Below are 20,360 nucleotides of genomic sequence, written 5' to 3' on the forward strand. Positions count from 1 at the left end.
ATGAAGGTTAATATATGTTTAAAGACACCTACTTTTTAGACGCAAATGAAGCATTACGAGTTGCTTCATTACAGAATAAAGATCATAAATATAAACTTCAGTTGTGTTATTATGCTGGTAAAAAAATTGAATCAAACTTTGTTAATTTTATTCATTTACCATTTGAAGATTTTCTAGAAAACTTGGCTCAGGGTATATATAGATTGCCAACACAAATTGATTTCTCTGGTCTTGAATTATCAGAAGAGGTTAAAAATGAAATAGAAACAAATTTTTTTTCTTTATTAGAACAAGCAAAAGTATATAGGTATGAACTAAATCTTGCTTATTTTAATAGTATGAAAAATTTAAGATTAAATTTCTCAGAACCTTGGAGATTTTATTTAAGAGCACATAATTCAACAAAGGTTATGCAGCATATTATGAAAGCACTTGCAAAGGAATTAGAAAGAAAAGGTTTTTATGTAGTATTAGATATGCAATATGGCATAGAAGATGAAAAGTGTTTAAAAAATATGTTTTTTGTTAAGCCACATGTAAAAATAAATATAAATCACATGGATAACATTATGCTTAGTGATGAAGTTTTTAATATTGTCTGGTTTCAAGATATGATGCCTTTTTTACAAGATTCTCAAAAATACATTGCAAGAAAACGAGATATTGTTTTTCATCTGACTGATGATATTGGTAAAAAATTATTATCGAAAGGAATAGAATCAAAATTACAACCATTTTGTATAGATAAAACTGTATATAAAATTCGAGATAACATAGTACGAGAACAAAAAGTAGTTTTTATTGGATCTTCGTATAAAGATAGAATAAAGAATAAAAAATTTGTACAAATTGCAAAGAGAATTATAGCCTTATATGATAAGGAGGGAGTTTTTAAATATGATTGTCTTTATGAAATTTCTCAAGAATATAATGAAGATATGAAAAATATAAATTCTATTGTTGGGTATGTCATAAGAGATATTTTAATATTAAGACTATGCACAATAAAGACAAAATATAAGATAGAGATTTATGGAGAGGGCTGGGATGAGTATGATGAAGTAAAACCATATTATAAAGGCATATTGAATTATGGAAAAGATATATCAATTGTTTATAATAGGGCTACATATGTTTTTATTCCAACTTCATATCTATTACAGCAAAGAATTTTTGAAGGCACTGCTAGTGGAGCGATTCCATTGGCCTATGATAATAGATATAGAACAAAAGAAAATACAAAAGATATACCTGTTATATATTTTCAAACAGTTAATGAACTTGAAAAAATATTAAATAGTGATAAAGTTCCAAAGTTGGATTTAGAGTTTTTTGTAAAACAATATACTTACGATAAGTTTTTAAATAGAATAGTGAATATAATAAATACGAGGAAATACAATGAAAATGTATAATCATAATATTCTAATATCATCTATGCCAAAGTCTGGAACAGTATTGGTTACTAATATTATTTATAAATTATTATCTATAGATAAAATGGATCCCCCATTAAATGAAGAGCTATTGGAAGCTTTTTTAAAAAAATTAAACATCAAAGATACTAGAGTTTCTTTTGGTGGTATAAATAGTGTGAATAATAAAGAAATATTAGTAGCTACAAATTTTCATAACTTAAATGGCACAATATATAAACATTTCTTACTGGATATTACAAATGGGATAGATTTATCTAAAAAAGTTATTTATTTTGGACATGCTTCACCTATAGAAATTATGTCTAATAAGATATTAAAAAAGATTAATAAAAAAATTTATGTATACAGATATGGTTTAGATGTTTTAAACTCAAAAATGAAATTTATTGAAAATTTAGATTATGTGTTTTTTTTAATGAAAAAATTAAAAAGTCAGTTAAAATACCAAGAGCTTAGATATTTGACTCCAGAAAAGGTATATGCGACAATTGAAGCTTGGACTAAGCATGTGGAAGCATTTTTAAAATATAAAAAAGAATTTTATGGAATACAGTATGAAAGTTTATTAGCTAATCCACGAAAAGAGATAAAGAAACTTTCTATTTATTTAGAAATAGATATTGATGATGAGAAAATAGAGAATATAATAGATAATATCTTTTATAAGGAATTAACTACCTCAATACACAGACATGCATATTATCGGCACTATAATGAATCAAAAAAAGTTAAAGAGTGGTTCAAATTTATTTCTTATAAATTCTATAAAGACTTTGTTGAAACAAATAAAAATATTCTGCAAGATTTAGGGTATTCAATCAGCTTAGAAAAAAAGTATAATACTCTGCAGTTCCATAATATTTTTGAGCGAAAGTTAGAAGTGTATAAAAGGATAATTCCAAAGTTCCAATCAATAAAAAATCTTGTTGAATATTTGAAGGGTTACAATATCGTTGTTTATGGATATAATAACTATAAAACTTACTTGAAACGATATTTAAAAAATAATGTAAATGTTACTATGATTTGTGATAATAATTTTAAAAATATAAATAAAGAACATGTGTTATCTCCTAAAAAATTACTATCTAAGGTGTCTGAGTATGACTATATTATTATTACAGAATCTTCAGAAAACTGTAAAGTTACAATAAATAAAAAGTTGCGTTTGCACGGTGGAGTGGTGGTTTTAGATGTTTGTCATCTTATTAAGAGGTAAAATATTTTGAAAACTTTAATTATAGTTCCACCAAATGGGATTTTAAAGAAGCAAGATTTTTTCATTGATCGATTAGTTCAGTTTTTATTTATAAAGTATAAGTGGAAAATTATTTTAATTATCTTAAAAGAACCTTCTTATATGACAACTCATAAGTATTTTGATAAGGTTCTTCAAGTTGATACAAAAGATGAAATATTATCAATAATAAGTAAAATTGACTATACTATTTTAATATCTAGAGGTTGGATGCATGCCTATGCTTTTAGTGCTGAGATATTAAAAAATTTTCCAAATGCAATAATAACCCTTAAAGATTGGAATTTTAGTACAAGAGAAGAATATAAATTTTTATTTGGAAATGATGATGACTTTAAAGCAATAGAATATATTTTTAGATATGGGAAAAAAATATTATCACATTATACAGAAGAACAAGCAGTAATATGGTCAAAAATATATAAAGTAAATGTAGATAAATTTATATTTTTACCCGAATTGACTTTATACAGTAACTTTAATGAGAAAAATACTAAATTTAGTAATAAATTAAATTTAGTATATGCAGGAAGAATTTCTTCAACTGTATTACCAGGTGAAATATTTCCAAATAAGTCTCATATATATAGTATTAAAAAACTTACATCTGAGAGTATTACAATAAGTTTTTTAATTCCAAAGAAGAATCTTGATGAGATGAAAACTAAAAGAGAATTATTTATAGACTTTTTTTATGAGGATAGATTCAATAATAATTTTGCGATACTTGAAGGTAAAGATTTAGATTCTAAAAAATTGCATGGTTATCATTTTGGTTTTTTTGAATTGTTTATTGACTCTAAAAATGAAATGTTATATAAATATGCTGTTGTTAGTAAATTTGCATTTTATTTGGAAGGAGCATTGCCAATATTAGTACATGAGAAGTTCGTATCTATGGCAAAAATAGTTAGAGATAATAATATTGGTATAGTCTTTTCTAATGATAATTTTAAAGATTTTGCTTCTTTTCTTCAAATGCATAAAGATCAATATGAGGTTTTTATAGAAAATATTAAAAACTTTAGAAAGGTATTTAGTTTTAATAATTGTAATTTTGTAGAATTACTTGGTCTTGATATAGAAAAATAAAACTTATATAATTACATGGATATTTAAAATGTTAATAAAAAAAAGCTTAATACATTTAAAACAACTAGAAGCAGAATCAATTTATATTCTCCGTGAGGTTGCGGCTGAGTTTTGTAATCCTGTAATGATGTACAGTGTAGGCAAAGACAGCTCCGTTATGCTGCATTTGGCACAAAAAGCATTTGCACCGGCTAAAGTGCCTTTTACATTCTTACATGTAGATACGCTTTGGAAATTTGCTGAGATGATAGAGTTTCGCGATAAGCGCGCAAAAGAGCTTGGCTTTGACCTTGTGGTGCACTCAAACCCTGAAGGGATAGCCATGAATATAAGCCCCTTTGAACATGGAAGTAAACTTCATACCGACATTATGAAAACTCAAGCACTCAAACAAGCTCTTAATAATGGTGGTTATGATGCTATTATCGGTGGAGCAAGAAGAGATGAAGAGAAATCTCGTGCCAAAGAGCGCATATTCTCCTTTCGTGATAAATATCACAGGTGGGATCCAAAAAAACAAAGACCGGAACTTTGGAATATTTTTAACACCGCTATTGAAAAAGGGGAATCCGTACGTGTGTTTCCTATAAGTAATTGGACAGAGCTTGATGTATGGCAGTATATCTATTTAGAAGGTATTCCTATTCCATCTCTTTACTTTGCTAAAGAGAGAGAAGTGGTTGAGTATGAAGGCACAAAGATCATGGTAGATGATGAAAGAATGCCGGAGCAACTCAGAAAAACAGCGAAAACAGAGATGGTGCGTTTTCGTACGCTTGGATGTTATCCTTTAACCGGCGCTATTAATTCAACTGCGACAACACTGCCTGAAATTATTCGTGAAATACTTCTTTCAACTTTAAGTGAGCGAGAAGGTCGGTTGATAGACAAAGATAGTGAAGGTGCTATGGAGCGTAAAAAGATAGAGGGATATTTTTAATGAGTATAAATAATGAAAAAATCTCTTTAGATATAGAAGCCTACCTCAAAGAGTATGAAAACAAAGATATATTGCGTTTTTTAACTTGCGGAAGTGTAGATGATGGGAAATCCACTCTCATTGGTCGTCTTTTATATGATAGCAAGATGATATTTGACGATCAACTCTCTACTGCACAAAATGAGAGTAAAAAATACGGCACGACGGGTGAGAAGTTGGATATGGCTTTGCTTGTTGATGGTTTACAAAGTGAGCGAGAACAGGGAATTACCATAGATGTAGCCTATAGGTTTTTTGCAACCGAAAAAAGAAAATTCATTATTGCCGATGCGCCGGGGCATGAACAGTACACTAGAAATATGGTGACAGGTGCCTCAACTGCGGATGTAGCTATAATACTTATAGATGCCCGCAAAGGTATTCTTACACAAACAAGAAGACACAGTTTTATAGTTAATCTTTTAGGGATAGAACATGTTATAGTCGCTATCAATAAGATGGATTTAGTAAATTTCTCCAAAGAAGTGTTTGATGAGATACAAGCCTCTTATGAAACTTTAGCAGACGAATTGGGAATTAAAAACAGATACTACATCCCTTTGAGTGCATTAGAAGGTGATAATGTAGTAAACCAAAGTGATAATACTCCCTGGTATGCAGGAGAACCTCTTTTAGAACTGCTAGACGCTATGGATATATCTAAAAAAGAGACAGAAGAAAAATTTAGATTTCCGGTGCAGTATGTCAATCGCCCAAATTTAGACTTTAGAGGTTTTTGTGGAACTGTTGCCAGTGGTAGCGTCAAAGTAGGTGATGAAATAACTGTGCTTCCTTCGGGAAAGACGACGAAAGTCAAAAGTATTATTAATGCCGGAGATATCAAAGAAAACCATAAACAGCTTACGTGTAATGAGGTCTATGCCCCAATGGCGGTAACGATTACGACAGAAGATGAAATTGACATCAGTCGTGGAGACATACTCGTACATACCAAAAAAATGCCAAGGGTTTCAAATACGTTAAAAGTTATGCTTGTATGGATGAATGAAACACCGATGCAGATAGCTAAGACGTATGACATTAAACGTGCTGTTTCCGTTATTAGCGGCGTAGTGGAGCATATTAACTATAAAATAGATGTGAATACATATAAAAGAGAACAGGTAAAAGAGTTACAACTCAACGACATAGCCTCTTGCAAAATAACACTTACCCGTCCGATAGCGGCAGATAAATACAAAGAAAATCGCCGAACGGGAAGTTTTATCATCGTTGACAGAGTCACAAATAATACGGTGGGTGTGGGTATGATAGTTGATGTGGCAGCAAGAGAAAATGAAAGAAAAGAAACACAAACAAGAAATTATACCGATGCAGAAAAAGCACTTAACTATTATATAAGAGAAAACTTTCCTGAGTGGAACTGTAAACTAATTTAATATACCAAGAGATAAATAAACATGACAAACAATAAAAATATAATTTTCCATGAGAATCACCTATCAAAGCAAAAAAGAGCAGCGATAAAGGGACAAAAACCCTGTGTGTTATGGTTTACGGGATTAAGCGGCAGCGGTAAATCTACATTGGCAAATGCAGTAGAAGTGAAACTCAATCAATTACAAAAACATAGTTACCTTTTAGACGGTGATAATATTCGTTTAGGGCTTAACAAAGGACTTGGTTTTTCTGATGAAGATAGGATTGAAAATATTAGAAGAATCGGTGAAGTCGCAAAATTGTTTGTTGAAAGTGGTCTTATAGTTTTGAGTGCTTTTATATCTCCTTTTCAAAAAGAAAGAGACACAGTCAGAACACTTGTAGCAAAAGATGAATTTATAGAAATATTTGTAGATACTTCCCTTGAAATATGTCAACGCAGAGATCCAAAAGGCTTGTATATAAAGGCAATGCAGGGAGAAATTCCAAATTTTACGGGTATATCTTCACCGTATGAAATACCAAATAAAGCAGAGATACATATAAAAACAGAGAAAATGACCATAGAAGAAGCAAGCCAGATAATTATACAATATTTACAAAAAAGAGGATATTTAGAGTGTTAGAAGAGATTAATCTACAGCAAATTGCTACGATTGCAAAAGAGGCAGGCAAAGCCATTATGCAAATATATCAAAAAGATTTTACGATAGAGTACAAAGATGATAATTCTTTTTTGACGGAAGCAGATACTAAAGCAAATGAAATTATCTGTTTGGCTTTGCAAAAGCTGTATCCGAATATACCGATACTCTCTGAAGAAAATAAGCAGGTAGTCTATGAAATAAGAAAAAATTGGCAATATTACTGGTGTATTGATCCTCTAGACGGGACAAAAGAGTTTATAAAGCACAATGGCGAGTTCACAGTAAACATAGCGCTTATTCATAAAGACACACCGGTTTTAGGTGTAGTATATGCTCCGGCAACAAAAGAAATGTACAAAGCAAAAAAAGGCAAGGGCGCGTTTAAAAATGGACAAAAACTTCCTTTACATGTAAACAGCCATCCTCAAAAGGAACTTCATATTGTTGCTTCAAAATCACACCTCTCACCAGAGACACAAGCATTTATAGATGCTCTTTCAGCAGAAAAAAAAGAGCAAAGAAACAGGGGAAGTTCTTTGAAACTTTGTATGGTGGCTGATGGAAGTGCAGATATTTATCCAAGGCTTGGACCAACTATGGAGTGGGATACGGCGGCGGCTGATGCTATTGTCAGACAAAGCGGCAAAATGACATATCAGTTTGAAAACATGCAACCATTAGTGTATAATAAAAAGAATTTGCTAAACCCTTGGTTTATAGTAAAATAAGAAGATTTTATAAATGAGTGATAAATTTGCAATAGATTCCCATAAAATGAGTTTACATCCTGTCCGGGTTGCAAGATGGCTTGAAGCAGATGATAACTGGGAGAGACTCAAAAAAATCTACCCTGTGTATGTGGAAGTGTCACCGTATGGCGGATGCAATCACCGGTGTACATTTTGCGCGCTTGATTATATGGGCTATGAAAATATCGGTATAGATTTTGAAGTTTTAAAAAACAGCATGAGTGATATGGCAGCCCATGGTGTGAAAAGTGTGATGTTTGCAGGAGAAGGCGAGCCTCTGTTGTTTAAAGATTTAGACCTTATAGTAGAACACTGCTCACAAGTGGGTATCGATACCTCCATAACAACAAACTTTGTTCCGCTCAATAAAAAAAACATTGAGCGTTGCATTGAGAACTGTTCCTGGATAAAAGTGAGCCTCAATGCAGGAACGGCTCAAAGCTATGCCGCAATTCATCAGACAAAAGAGCTTGATTTTGAAAGGGTCATGAACAATTTAGCGTATGCTTTGGAGTACAGAAGAGAGAACAAGCTTACATGTACGCTTGGCGTGCAGATGCTTCTGCTTCCCGAAAACAGAGATGAAGCGGTGATTTTGGCGAAAAAGGTCAAAGAGCTCGGGGCTGACTATTTGGTGATAAAACCCTACTCACAGCATAATTTCAGTGAGACAGACAGATACAAAGACATAGACTACTCTCAAATGCTCGATGTTGAAGAGGAGCTAAAAAGCTTTAATGATGAGAATTTTCATGTAGTTTTTCGTGCAAATACGATGAAAAAGTATGTGAAAAAAGAGCATTCCTATTCTACCTGCCACGCGACTCCGTTTTTTTGGGGATACATTGCCGCTGACGGAAAAGTTTTCGGCTGCAGTGCTTACCTTGGGGATGAGCGCTTTTGTTACGGCAATATTTATGACAACAGCTTTAGTGAAATTTGGGAAAGTGACAAACGCAGAGAATCGTACAACTTTGTGCAGAATGAGTTGGATATTAAAAATTGCAGAGTCAACTGCAGAATGGATGAGGTCAATCGCTATCTGGACAGGTTGAAAAATCCAGAGGCGCATGATAATTTTATATAAGGGATGATATGAAAGCAGTAGTTACGGGAGGAGCCGGGTTTATCGGCTCGCATATGGTTGATTTGTTGGTCAAAGAGGGTTTCCATGTAACGGTGTTGGACAATCTGGCAAACGGACGGCTTGAGAATATTGCACATCACAAGGGGAAGATAGAATTTTTCCAAGTTGATATTGGCGATTATGAAACTGAATTGGACAGCTATTTTGAAAATGCGGATTATGTGTTTCATTATGCAGCTTTGGCGGATATCGTTCCATCAATTAACAACCCTGTGAAATACCACAGAGCCAATGTAGACGGCACAATCAATGTGCTTGAAGCGGCGAAAAAGAGCAAAAATCTTAAAAAGTTTGTCTATGCCGCATCAAGTTCTTGCTATGGTATTCCCGATGTCTATCCGACACCCGAAGATACTCCCATAAAACCGGAATACCCGTATGCCCACACAAAAACAGTAGCCGAACAGTATGTCATGCACTGGGGTCAGTTGTATAATATGCCGGTAGTGTCAATGAGATTCTTTAATGTCTATGGAGTGCGTCATAGAACCGGTGGAACTTATGGAGCTGTATTTGGGGTATTTTTAGCACAGCTTTTAAATAACAAACCACTTACTATAGTCGGAGATGGTGAGCAGACAAGAGATTTTACCTATGTGAGTGATATAGTCGATGCATGTTTCATGGCAGCAAAAAGCCCTATAAGTCAAGAGATTTTTAATGTAGGCAGTGACAATACTTACAGCATTAATTACCTTGCCGAGCTTTTAGGCGGAGAAAAACACTACATTCCAAAAAGACCGGGAGAACCTGAGAGCACTTATGCGGACATTTCAAAAATAAAAACTATGCTAGGCTGGAAACCAAAAATAAGCTTTGAAGAGGGCGTGAAAATAATGCTTGAAAATATAGATTCTTGGCGGGAAGCTCCGCTTTGGGATGAAAAAAGCATTCAAGAAGCGACTAAAGAGTGGTTCTTGTATCTGGGGGAGAAATAATTTTGTTAGATGCAAAAGAGATAAGAAAAAAAACAATAGAACTCTCCTGCAAAACAGGAGCAGGACACTTGGCACCCTCACTGAGTACCGTCGAAATGCTGAGTGTCCTCTTTAGAGATTTTTTGCACTATAACAAAAAAAATGCTCAGGATGAAAGCCGTGACAGGCTCATATTTTCCAAAGGGCATGGTGCCTATGCGTACTATGTGATCTTAAACGAGCTTGGTTTTTTGCCAAAAGAAGAACTGGATAATTTTTACAGGGGAGCATCCATTAAAGGATGTTTGACACAAAATTTGGACTATATGATAGAAGCCTCTACCGGCTCACTCGGACACGGACTGCCTATAGCCGTTGGGATGGCACAGGCTTTTAAAATGCAAAACAAAACAAACAAGGTTGTCTGTATCGTCGGAGACGGAGAGATGCAGGAGGGAAGCAATTTTGAAGCCTTGGCGCTTGCATACAGATTTCAACTTGACAATCTTCTTTTGATTGTCGATGCAAACGAACTGCAGGCGATGGACAGAGTGACAGATGTGGGGCTTGATAATGAGAGACTGGCAAAAGTCTTGCACAGTTATACGGATAATTTCTCAAAAATAGACGGGCATAATGAAAACAGCTTACATGTAAGCTTAAAGAACTTTTTTCATACAAAAAATGACAACTTCTCCATTGTGTTTTGTGATACGCTCAAGGGCAAGGGCGTAGCGGTTTGTGAAAATTCTATAGCCCATCATTTTCGATGCCCGACGCAAGACGGCTATGTTTTGGGGTGTGATGATGAGTAAACTGGTCGGTAAAAAAGAAGTTATGGCAGAAATATATAGTTATTTTAAAAATGATGAAAAGATGGTCTTGCTGGTCGGCGATATGGGCTTTGCCGTGTTGGATGATTTTTTCGACAATCATAAAGAGCGAACGTTTAACACGGGTATATGCGAGCAGGCAACCATGAGCATGAGTGCGGGAATGTATTTGGCAGGATTGAAGCCGCTTGTTTATTCTCAGGTGCCTTTTTTGGTAATGCGTGCGTATGAGCAGATTCGTTATGATTTAAATGAACACAAAATGAATGTTAAACTTATCGGTGTAGGTGCCGATAATTATTTTTCTAGTTTGGGCAGAAGTCATTGTATGGATGATGATGACATAGCCATGATGAAAATATTTAAAAATTTTAAAATATTTGCACCGACACAAGAGACGCTGCAAGAAGATATAAAAAATATGTTTGCCTATGACGGACCTACATATTTACGATGCTTATAAATGGAGAATAAATGTCAGAATTAATACTAGATGGATCTAAAATACTATGGCATCAAGAGCGCTTGGAGCAATGGAAAAGAGGGGAAAGAATTGTCCCTATCACCATTGATATGGCACTGACACAGGCTTGTCAGTATAACTGTGTCTTTTGTTATGCAAATATGCAAAGAAACAAACCGCATAAGATTACTTTTGAAATTATGAAAAACTTTTTGGATGACTGTGCCGAGGTGGGAGTCAAAGCCATCAGTCTCGTGAGTGACGGGGAAAGTACGGCAAACCCTATATATGAAGATGTCATCGTTTATGGCAAAAAAGTCGGTTTGGATATGGCTATAGCCACACATGGAAATACACTCACAGAAGATGTGCTAAGAAAAATTTTGCCGGCTTTGACATATTTGCGCTTTAACTTCAGTGCGGGAACACCGCAAAGGTACAGCGAGATAATGGGTGTTCCGGTTGAGAAGTATTATGAAACCTGCGAAAACATCAAAATGGCGATGCAGATAAAAAAAGAGATGAATCTTGATGTGACTATCGGGATGCAGATGGTCTTGATGCCGCAGGATGCGGATGAGATTATTCCTCTTGCAAAACTCGGAAAAGAGTTGCGACCTGATTATCTTGTTATTAAACATTGCAGTGACGATGAAGATGGAACCCTGGGGGTTGATTATGACAAATATGATGACCTGGTTGATCTCTTAAAAGAAGCAGAGAGCTACAGTGACGAGGAATATCTCGTCAAAGCTAAATGGTCCAAAATTCTTTCCAAGGGCAAAAGGAACTACAGCAGATGTCATGGAACGCCTTTTCACCTGCAAATGTCCGGAACAGGTCTGATAGCCCCGTGCGGGAGCTTTTTCAATGAAAAATACAAGCAGTACCATATAGCTAATATAACAGAACCGGGAGTGCGTTTTAAAGATATACTCAAAAGTGAGAGATACTGGGAAGTGATGGATTTTTTGGCATCGGACAAGTTTGATGCCTGCTCGATGTGCGAAACATTATGTTTGCAGGATAAGACAAATGAAGTGCTTGATGCCTATAAAAAAGGACAACATGCGCTGACACGTCCAAGCGGCGATTTGCCGCAGCATCTCAATTTTATTTAGTATGGCTATGAAAAAAGTATTTGTATCGGGTGACTTCAATGTGCTGCATCCCGGGCATTTGAGATTGTTGAAATTTGCCAAAGAGAGCGGGGATTACCTTGTTGTCGGTGTCAACAGTGATAAAATCAGCCAAAAAGGCATTTCGCAAGATATCAGACTGGAGTCCATCAATGCTACGAGCTATGTGGATGAAGCGTTTATTTTGGATGTTCCGGCACTTGAGTACATTAAGCAAAACAGACCTGAGATTGTTGTCAAGGGAAAAGAGTTCGCAAATAAATCAAATGCGGAACTGGAGGTTATCAGTGCTTATGGCGGCAAACTTCTTTTTAGCTCCGGAGAGATAGGTTTTTCTTCTATAGATTTGTTAAAGCAGGAATTCGCTGCACTCAATTATAAAGTAGAACATAACAGTTCGTATTTGCAACGCCACTCTTTTGATATGGCGCATTTAAATGCCATTATAGAAAAATTTTCACAACTTAATGTTTTGGTCATAGGTGATTCTATTGTAGATGAGTACATTATTTGTGAGCCTTTGGGGATGAGTCAGGAGGACCCGACTATCGTCGTAACGCCTCTTGTAAGCGATAAATTCATAGGAGGCGCCGCCATCGTTGCCAGTCATGCAAAAACGCTCGGTGCAAACGTAAAGTTTGTTTCTGTTGTCGGAGATGATGAAAATTTTAACTATTTGGACGAGGGGCTTAAAAAACTCGATATTGACGCGAAATTATATAAAGACACGACAAGACCCACTACGCTCAAACAAAGATTTCGTGCCAATACAAAAACACTGCTGCGTGTCAATCATCTCAAGCAGCACAGTATTGCAACAGATATAGAGGAAGAAATTCTTCAAGACGTCAAAGAAAATATAGAGTGTACGGATTTGATTATTTTTTCAGATTTCAGTTACGGTGTACTGAGTAAAAAGATTATTGATACCATTACAACAATGGGGCGTGAGGCAGGTATATTAATGGCCGCTGATTCTCAAAGCTCTTCACAGGTCGGGGATATTTCAAAATTTAACAATATGACGCTGGTCACGCCTACTGAGCGAGAAATCAGACTTTCTTTAAATGATTTTGAATCGGGTTTGGTGGTGCTTTCGGACAAACTGGTAAGAAAATCACAGGCAAAATATGTTTTTACAACACTCGGAGCAGAGGGTATTTTAATATATAACAATTGGGAAGATGATTTATTGACAGATAACATAAACGCTTTGGGAAATGCAGTCCGTGATGTCAGCGGAGCAGGAGATTCTCTGCTTACATGTAGCGCGATGGCACTGGCTGTGGGTGCAAATATCTGGCAGAGTGCCTATTTGGGTTCTTTGGCCTCTGCAATTCAGGTAAGCCGGGTCGGCAATATTCCCATTCAAAAAGATGAACTTTTACAGGAGCTGGAGTAAATGAAGGCCTTGTTGCTTGCAGGCGGACTGGGTACACGGCTGCGTCCCGTTACGGATTTTATTCCAAAGTGTCTGGTGCCTGTTCACGGGAAGCCTTTGCTGGATTACTGGCTTGAGAATTTGAGTGCAGCAGGAGTTGATGAGTTTTTGATAAATACATCCTATCTTGCCGAACAGGTGTTGGCATGGAAGGAGAAGAGTTCTTTTTGTGAACAAATAACGCTTGTACATGAAGAGCAACTGCTTAATACAGGAGGAACACTGCTGCAAAATCAAAATTTTTTTGATGAGGAGGCATTCTTCTTGATTCATGCCGACAACTTGTCATTTTGTGATTTTCAGGCATTTGTCAACGCACACAAAACGCGTCCGAAAATCTGTGAGATCACAATGATGACATTTAAGACAGATACACCGTCATCTTGTGGAATAGTTGAATTGGATGAAAAAGAAATAGTACAGCATTTTTTTGAAAAAGTAGAAAACCCGCCTTCAAATTTGGCAAACGGTGCTGTCTATATCTGTGAGCCGACGCTGTTTCCTTTTCTGAAAAGTTTGCATAAAAAAAATATAGATTTTAGTCTGGATGTTTTACCTCATTTTATGGGAAAGATATACACTTATGAAAACAGAGTGTATCACAGGGATATTGGAACTGTAGAAAGTTATGCCTTGGCACAGATAGAATATCTGTACGTATAAGTGCAAGATGGCTAGTTGTTACTGTTAAGTTGCGCTGAGATGATTTGCTGCAGTGATGAAAACTGGGAGTTGAGTCTGCTGATTATTCCGTCGTATGCAGTGAATCTTTTGGTCATAATTTCATATCTTGTATCAAGAGAAGCCTGGGCTTTTTCTTTTGCATCGGCTAAATTTTTGGCATCTTTTGTCAGTCCACTGTCAAAATTTGAGAGAAGCCCGCCATACCCGGTATATTGTTTTACTTTATCATCGAGATTTGTAAAGAAACCTGTTACGGTATTGCCGTTGCTGTCCGTTCCTCCTGCAAAAAAAGTTTTAACACTTGCGGAATCAGTTTGCAGTTTTGACTCCAAAACACTACTGTCAAAACTCATTACTCCGTATCTGTCTATATCAATTCCGTAGTCCATAAGAGACCCTGAACTAAAACGGCTTGTTACAGTACCTGCGATATCTCTTTTTAACCCGTTAACAAAGCTGTCTCCCTGGAAGATTCCCCGCTTTCCCTGCTCTTTGTCAAAAATGGTCATATCGTTAAGGTTGGTCATTAAGGTATTATAGTTGTCAACAAACATTTGCATTTCATCAACAATTTTTTGAGTATCTTGATTGATGGTAACATTGGAAATGTCCCCCTCCGTTTTGAGCGTAATAGTTACACCTAAAATCAAGTCACTTATTTCATTGGTTGAGCGTGTTGCTGTGATTCCGTTGAATTTAAAAACAGCATCTGTAGCGTTTTGTATTTTCTGGTAGCCGTCTGTTACAGTCGTGTCAAAAAGAGCCGCATCAAGTGAACCAGTTCCATTGGTTCCGTCATCTGTGTCAGTTATCGTGATAGCTTGATTTGCGCCAGTTAGTTTGGAGGAGAGTACAAGACTGAATGCTCCGGAGCTTGTCTCTAAAATGGAGGCATCTATCTGGGTTCCTGCAATATCTGTTATGGATTGTGTCAGGCTTTCAAGTGTTGTTGTCGCATCATAGTTAATGTTATAGGTCGTGCCGTTGATATCAAGGTTCAAAACGCCGGCTGCAGAAGCGATGGGCGTAGTTTTACTGTTTAGTGCACCGAGTTTTGTAATATCTTTTTTGGCTAATGTAACTGTTTCGAGAGTAAAAGAGTCAACATTGGCTCCGGCATCAACCGTAACTTCGGCAGCTCCGCTTACATCAACTGTTTTATTGTCAAAAAGAGTATCGTTACTAAGGGCAAAAGTACTTCCCTTAAAGCTATTCATATATGAAGAGAGGAGGTCATATGATTGCTGTTTTTGATTGTTTGTTTCAATTTTTCTGTCAATAGGGTCAATTATTTTTGCCGTGTCGGCTGCTTTGAGTTGGTCGATAACATCTGCTGTTAAAACACCTGAACCTATACCGAGTGAACTGATGTTTCCTGCCATAATAAATTCCTTCTTTCAATAATTATAACTATATCGTCTTAAGCGATAAAAACTTTAGCATAATTGACAATGTTTTTTTATAAATTTATGTTCAAGTTATTCATAATGTTGCCGATATACATTGAATGAACAATGAAGAAAAACAAAAGGAATCTGCGATGTACAGTAATGCAGCTTATAATATTTACAATCAAAACAATGTCAATATAGAATCACCGGAAAAATTAATAGAAATGATGTATGAGGGTGTTTTACGTTTTAATGCACAGGCAAAAAAAGCTATTTTGGATGAAGATAATGCGAAAAAAGTATATTGGATAAACCGTTCCGTTTCAGTAATTGTAGAACTGATTGCAGTGCTGGATAAATCGCAGGGAGAGGTTGCTGTATATCTGGACGGACTTTATAATTATCAGATCCAATTATTAAGTTATGCAAATATTGAAAACAATACAGCAAAAATTGATGAGGTAAGTAATGTTTTCAAAGGTTTGCTTGCAGGATGGAGAGAAACAACTGATGTGGCATACTAAACTGCAGATTGCCATTATAGAAAAAAATGCACAACGCATTGATATACTTGTATCACAAATGCCAAAGTTTGAGACAATAGAGCAGATGAAATCTGCTGCTTTACTTATAAAAGAGGCATTAAAAGTTGTAAGGCAACTGAAAAGTGAAACAGGAGAGACTTTAAAAAAGTTACGCCAGCATCAAGATTTTTTAGGTGCAACTGCTCCAATGACAAATAATAAGTTTGACATCACCTCTTAGCTTTTTTAGCAATTCCAAAATGTAAACTTCTGAGAGTATACTCAGTGACCACGGCACCTTTTCGCATGGTGAGTATATGCTCTACAGCATCGGCAATATCCGCAGCAATCAGCTTTTCATCTTCTTTTGGACTGACATCAAAACGCAGCTCATCATAAAAGTTGCTTTGTGTCATATCCGGATTTATGTTTGTTATACTGAGTCTGCTTTTTCTGGTTTCTTCGAAAAGGGCATCGCCAAAAGCTTTGAGACCTGCTTTTGTGGCTGAGTAAACGGCCGCAAACTTACTTGCCCGCAAGGCTTCAATGGAGTTGATATTGATGAGGTAGCCTTCATTTTCTTTGAGAGAACGCAGCGAGGCATTTGTGAGCAGCATCGGAGCGGTAAGGTTTAAAAATGTCATGGCGGTAATAGTGTTTACATGTAACTCTTCATGCGGTTCAAAACGGCCGAAACCTGCGCAGTTTACATGTAAAAAGAGATTTTCTTTTTTAAGCTTTTCACATAGTTTTATTGTCTCTTTTTCTTTTGCGAGGTTACATGTAACTGCCTGAAAGTTTACATGACTGAAATCCTTCTCCTGTATACTTCTGCTAACACCTAACACTTCAAACCCGAGTGTTAGCAGTTTGTTTGTTATTGCTTTTCCTATTCCGCTGCTTGCTCCGGTGACTACTGCTTTTTTACGACTCGACATTTAGTGCCTTCCTGTATTGAAATTTAGTTCTTGTCAAATTTATTTTCACAATTTTGATATACTATATGTATGAAAAATATTTACATAACGGACCTGGATCACACATTTTTACGGAGTGATTTGTCTTTGAGTGATTATACTAAAAATATATGGAACTCGTATGCAGACAGATCGATTTTATCTGTTGCAACAGCAAGAACCTATAAAAAAACGGCACAGTTTTTACAAGGTGTGCATGTGAATGCGCCGATGATACTGCTTGACGGTGCACTCATCGCGACAATGGATAAAAAGATCATTGATACAAAGTTTGTGACCAAAGAAGCAGGCGACACCATCATAGAAGAAGGTGCAAAACTCGGCATTTATCCTTTTGTACTTTCTTTGGTTGATGATGAACTTAATGAAGCATTTTCTTATTCTACAACGCTCAACAGCTATCAAAGTGAAATAATAAAACGCTATGTGAATGATGACCATACACAGGTGTTTGAAAATTTACGAGCCATGCAGAACAATTTTAAAATCGTTTATATGGGAGATGAAGCACTTTTAAGGGAGTTGGAAAAAAATCTCAGAGCTGTTTTTGGGGAGGAACTGAAGTATATTTTGGCACCCGAAGCCTATATGGGATGCTATTTTTTGACACTTTTGCATAAAGATGCCGATAAATCTCATGGCATACAGAGTGTCAGTGAAGCGGCCGGTTTTGATTTGAAAAAGCTAACAGTATTTGGCGATAATTTTAACGATATAGGTATGTTTAGGCTTGCAAAGACTTCCGTAGCGGTTGCAAATGCTCAAAAAGAGGTAAAAGAGTGTGCTGACATAGTGTTAAAAGATACAAATGATGAAGACGGTGTGGCAAAGTATCTGCAGGAAATCAGCAATGCATAAACAGTCAAGTGTTTTGGCAATGAGCATTATAGGTGTTTTGTTTTTTATATTCGGTTTTGTAACCTGGCTCAACGGCTCTCTGATTCCCTATCTGAAAGTTATCTGTCATTTAAATGAGTTTGAAGCGCTCTTTGTGACCTTTGCTTTTTATATTGCGTACACTGTAATGGCGTTGCCAATGGCTGTGATTTTGGAAAAAACAGGCTATAAAAAAGGGATGGCACTGGGACTTCTGGTCATGAGTCTTGGTGCTTTGCTTTTTATTCCCGCAGCACTGAGCGGTGAATTTTTGGTTTTTCTGGCAGCACTTTTTACACTTGGAACAGGACTCACAATACTACAAACGGCATCAAATCCCTATATGGTTTTGGTAGGGCCGATAGAATCAGCGGCAATGCGTATCAGTATAATGGGACTCATCAACAAAAGTGCAGGTGTTTTGGCTCCGCTTCTTTTTACCGCATTTATATTGGCAGACATCGGTTTTGGCGTAGACCTGGAAAGTATAAATACACAAGAACTGGCACATAAGCTCATTAGCCCCTACATGGCAATGGCAGGGATACTTTTTTTGTTGAGTTGTTTTGTCTGGTTCTCCTCATTGCCTGATGTGAAGTTTGAAGATGATCCGTATGATAAGGCAGGTATTCTTGCTTTTCCCCGGGTTGTATTGGGGGCTTTGGCACTCTTTTTTTATGTCGGCATAGAAGTTATAGCCGGTGATACGATTGGGCTGTACGGGCAAAGTCTGGGTATGTCCAATGCAACTGCCTTAACTGCATACACTATGGGATTTATGGTTGTCGGCTATCTTGCAGGTGTTTTTTTTATACCAAAATATTTATCGCAGGAAAAAGCACTTGTTCTTTCTGCCTTGTTTGGTATTGTTTTTTTGTTTGGAGTGGCCTTTAGCTCTGCGACTGAGTCACACATTATAACGGGCCTTCCTGACAGCGTGGCTTTTGTGGCAATGCTAGGTTTGGCAAATGCTCTTGTCTGGCCGACAATCTGGCCTTTGGCATTAAAAAATTTGGGCAAGCACACAGCCAAAGGAAGTGCATTACTCATTATGGCAATAGCAGGCGGAGCAGTTGTACCGCTTGTTTTTGGAAAAGTGGCACTACTGACACAGGATATGCAGATGTCTTATCTGATAGGCATTATTTGTTATGCAGTGATTCTGATGTATGGATTACAATGGCATAAAATGACAGGTTGGAGGAAATCATGGCAAAAGTAATAATATTCAGCGGCGCAGGAGTGAGTGCGGAGAGTGGAATTTCAACATTTCGGGACAGCGGCGGACTCTGGGAGAACTATAAAATAGAAGAGATCTGTTATGCCGGTTGCCTGGACTGGAATTATGAGGCTACGATAGGGTTTTATGACAAACGAAGAGAAGAGATAAAAGATAAAAAACCAAACAAAGCACACAGTGAAATCAGCAGATTAAAAGAAAAGTATCCGGATGACATAGCCGTGATCACACAAAATGTTGATGATATGTTTGAACGTGCAGGCTGCAGAGATGTTTTACATTTGCATGGGTTTCTACCGGAAGTCAGGTGTGAAAGCTGTGGTTTTACAGATAATATAGGCTATAGGAAATTACGTGAAGCATATGAGAACTGTCCTCAATGTTCAAATAAACTACGCCCGAATATTGTCTTTTTTGCAGAACAGGCTCCGAAATACCAGGATCTGTACAATGAACTGCAGGATTGTGAAATGTTGGTTGTTATAGGAACAAGCGGCAATGTTATCAATACAGATGCTTTTTTGCAGGGAAATATCAGATATTCCATACTCAATAATTTAGAAAAAAGCAGTGCAATAAATGATGAATTGTATTCAAAAGTGCTGTATAAAAAAGCGACTGTGGCAATTGATGAAATTGTAAATGATATAGAAGAGTTTTTAAAACCCTAGGTTTGAACCTAAGGTTAATTTAACTATTTTGTTGGCTGTAAAGCTCTTTTTCGCGTTGCATTAAAATATTGGCCAAAAATGTATATGCTTCGATCCATGCCTGTTTGTATTCATCAGTGAAATCATCACCTAAAACATCGCCCATAGCGGTGATTAAAGCATCGGCAACCATAGGATAGTGTTCCGGCTTTACTTTTGTCAGTACATGTGTATTTGCCATTTTTTCAACTGCTGCAGATAAAGCGCCAAGATTGTCAATATTTGCGGCAAAAGCTGCAATAGCACCTGCGAGTTTTTTATGCTGATCACCTTGTGCATTTGCAAACAAAGGTTTTGTTTCAGGGTATTTGCTGAAAAGTATTTCATACATACGTGTTGTTATTTTTTCGGCATTTTTTCCGACTGACGGGATTGTTTTTTTAACAGCTGTTACTGTCTCTTGAGATAAGCTCATAGGATATTCCTTAATTTAATTTATGCGGAATTATATAT

The 20,360-nt window shown here is 36.3% G+C and carries 22 protein-coding genes; 19 read left to right on the forward strand and 3 right to left on the reverse strand.

From position 1 onward, the window contains the following. The first annotated feature begins 14 nt into the window (after window positions 1-14). Genes ACM66U_RS00725 through ACM66U_RS00790 form a run of 14 tightly spaced genes read left to right on the forward strand, consistent with a single transcriptional unit; the run spans window position 15 to window position 14,168 of the window. Window positions 15-1,415, forward strand: a complete 1,401-nt coding sequence (locus ACM66U_RS00725; RefSeq protein ID WP_418640914.1) for a hypothetical protein — start codon at window positions 15-17, stop codon at window positions 1,413-1,415. Further along, window positions 1,402-2,658, forward strand: a complete 1,257-nt coding sequence (locus ACM66U_RS00730; protein WP_151901320.1) for a sulfotransferase domain-containing protein — start codon at window positions 1,402-1,404, stop codon at window positions 2,656-2,658. The genes ACM66U_RS00725 and ACM66U_RS00730 overlap by 14 nt, the downstream gene beginning before the upstream one ends. Window positions 2,659-2,664: 6 nt before the next feature. After that, window positions 2,665-3,789 carry a hypothetical protein gene (locus ACM66U_RS00735; protein WP_151901319.1) on the forward strand — a complete coding sequence of 375 codons (1,125 nt, stop codon included), beginning with the start codon at window positions 2,665-2,667 and terminating at the stop codon, window positions 3,787-3,789. 28 nt (window positions 3,790-3,817) lie between these two features. After that, window positions 3,818-4,729 carry a sulfate adenylyltransferase subunit CysD gene (gene cysD / locus ACM66U_RS00740; protein WP_151901318.1) on the forward strand — a complete coding sequence of 304 codons (912 nt, stop codon included), beginning with the start codon at window positions 3,818-3,820 and terminating at the stop codon, window positions 4,727-4,729. Next, on the forward strand, window positions 4,729-6,168 hold the full coding sequence (cysN, locus tag ACM66U_RS00745) for a sulfate adenylyltransferase subunit CysN (protein ID WP_151901317.1): 1,440 nt from the start codon (window positions 4,729-4,731) through the stop codon (window positions 6,166-6,168). The genes cysD and cysN overlap by 1 nt, the downstream gene beginning before the upstream one ends. 21 nt (window positions 6,169-6,189) lie before the next feature. Beyond that, window positions 6,190-6,795 (forward strand): adenylyl-sulfate kinase, encoded by a 606-nt coding sequence (gene cysC / locus ACM66U_RS00750; RefSeq protein ID WP_151901316.1) that lies wholly within the window; start codon window positions 6,190-6,192, stop codon window positions 6,793-6,795. Beyond that, window positions 6,789-7,544 carry a 3'(2'),5'-bisphosphate nucleotidase CysQ gene (gene cysQ, locus ACM66U_RS00755; protein ID WP_151901315.1) on the forward strand — a complete coding sequence of 252 codons (756 nt, stop codon included), beginning with the start codon at window positions 6,789-6,791 and terminating at the stop codon, window positions 7,542-7,544. Before cysC ends, cysQ begins: the two co-directional genes overlap by 7 nt. Before the next feature lie 13 nt (window positions 7,545-7,557). Next, entirely contained in the window at window positions 7,558-8,652 is a 1,095-nt protein-coding gene (locus ACM66U_RS00760; protein ID WP_418640915.1) for a radical SAM protein, read from the forward strand. 8 nt (window positions 8,653-8,660) lie between these two features. Next, window positions 8,661-9,650 (forward strand): SDR family oxidoreductase, encoded by a 990-nt coding sequence (locus tag ACM66U_RS00765; protein ID WP_418640916.1) that lies wholly within the window; start codon window positions 8,661-8,663, stop codon window positions 9,648-9,650. Window positions 9,651-9,652: 2 nt separating this feature from the next. Further along, window positions 9,653-10,444: a transketolase gene (locus ACM66U_RS00770; RefSeq protein ID WP_418640917.1), complete on the forward strand. Its 792-nt coding sequence runs from the start codon at window positions 9,653-9,655 to the stop codon at window positions 10,442-10,444. A gap of 22 nt (window positions 10,445-10,466) precedes the next feature. Beyond that, on the forward strand, window positions 10,467-10,925 hold the full coding sequence (locus ACM66U_RS00775; protein WP_230973274.1) for a transketolase: 459 nt from the start codon (window positions 10,467-10,469) through the stop codon (window positions 10,923-10,925). Between the two features lie 11 nt (window positions 10,926-10,936). Continuing rightward, window positions 10,937-12,046: a radical SAM/SPASM domain-containing protein gene (locus tag ACM66U_RS00780; RefSeq protein ID WP_418640918.1), complete on the forward strand. Its 1,110-nt coding sequence runs from the start codon at window positions 10,937-10,939 to the stop codon at window positions 12,044-12,046. Between the two features lie 7 nt (window positions 12,047-12,053). Continuing rightward, on the forward strand, window positions 12,054-13,466 hold the full coding sequence (locus tag ACM66U_RS00785; protein WP_418640919.1) for a PfkB family carbohydrate kinase: 1,413 nt from the start codon (window positions 12,054-12,056) through the stop codon (window positions 13,464-13,466). Further along, window positions 13,467-14,168 (forward strand): nucleotidyltransferase family protein, encoded by a 702-nt coding sequence (locus tag ACM66U_RS00790; RefSeq protein ID WP_346389156.1) that lies wholly within the window; start codon window positions 13,467-13,469, stop codon window positions 14,166-14,168. Window positions 14,169-14,179: 11 nt separating this feature from the next. Here the strand turns inward: ACM66U_RS00790 and fliD are convergent, their stop codons facing one another. Next, the gene (gene fliD, locus ACM66U_RS00795; RefSeq protein WP_151901309.1) at window positions 14,180-15,571 is read right to left on the reverse strand and encodes a flagellar filament capping protein FliD; all 1,392 of its coding nucleotides are present in this window, start codon (window positions 15,569-15,571) and stop codon (window positions 14,180-14,182) included. A gap of 158 nt (window positions 15,572-15,729) precedes the next feature. On the opposite strand from fliD, the gene fliS reads away from it, so the two are divergent. After that, window positions 15,730-16,104 (forward strand): flagellar export chaperone FliS, encoded by a 375-nt coding sequence (gene fliS / locus ACM66U_RS00800; RefSeq protein WP_418640920.1) that lies wholly within the window; start codon window positions 15,730-15,732, stop codon window positions 16,102-16,104. Further along, entirely contained in the window at window positions 16,091-16,345 is a 255-nt protein-coding gene (locus ACM66U_RS00805; RefSeq protein ID WP_151901307.1) for a hypothetical protein, read from the forward strand. The genes fliS and ACM66U_RS00805 overlap by 14 nt, the downstream gene beginning before the upstream one ends. On the opposite strand, the gene ACM66U_RS00810 is transcribed toward ACM66U_RS00805, so the two are convergent. Next, window positions 16,335-17,042 (reverse strand): SDR family oxidoreductase, encoded by a 708-nt coding sequence (locus ACM66U_RS00810; RefSeq protein WP_418640921.1) that lies wholly within the window; start codon window positions 17,040-17,042, stop codon window positions 16,335-16,337. The genes ACM66U_RS00805 and ACM66U_RS00810 overlap by 11 nt on opposite strands. Before the next feature lie 69 nt (window positions 17,043-17,111). Between ACM66U_RS00810 and ACM66U_RS00815 the strand changes: the two genes are divergently transcribed. Genes ACM66U_RS00815 through ACM66U_RS00825 form a run of 3 tightly spaced genes read left to right on the forward strand, consistent with a single transcriptional unit; the run spans window position 17,112 to window position 19,868 of the window. After that, window positions 17,112-17,939 (forward strand): HAD-IIB family hydrolase, encoded by an 828-nt coding sequence (locus ACM66U_RS00815; protein WP_418640922.1) that lies wholly within the window; start codon window positions 17,112-17,114, stop codon window positions 17,937-17,939. Next, on the forward strand, window positions 17,932-19,179 hold the full coding sequence (locus tag ACM66U_RS00820) for a sugar MFS transporter (RefSeq protein ID WP_418640923.1): 1,248 nt from the start codon (window positions 17,932-17,934) through the stop codon (window positions 19,177-19,179). The genes ACM66U_RS00815 and ACM66U_RS00820 overlap by 8 nt, the downstream gene beginning before the upstream one ends. Then, complete coding sequence (locus ACM66U_RS00825; RefSeq protein WP_418640924.1) at window positions 19,167-19,868, forward strand: SIR2 family NAD-dependent protein deacylase; 702 nt, start codon at window positions 19,167-19,169, stop codon at window positions 19,866-19,868. Before ACM66U_RS00820 ends, ACM66U_RS00825 begins: the two co-directional genes overlap by 13 nt. Before the next feature lie 19 nt (window positions 19,869-19,887). On the opposite strand, the gene ACM66U_RS00830 is transcribed toward ACM66U_RS00825, so the two are convergent. Continuing rightward, window positions 19,888-20,322, reverse strand: a complete 435-nt coding sequence (locus ACM66U_RS00830) for a globin domain-containing protein (RefSeq protein WP_151901303.1) — start codon at window positions 20,320-20,322, stop codon at window positions 19,888-19,890. Between the last annotated feature and the right edge of the window lie 38 nt (window positions 20,323-20,360).

The organism is Sulfurimonas sp. ST-27 (assembly GCF_048081595.1).
Lineage (GTDB): Bacteria > Campylobacterota > Campylobacteria > Campylobacterales > Sulfurimonadaceae > Sulfurimonas > Sulfurimonas hydrogeniphila.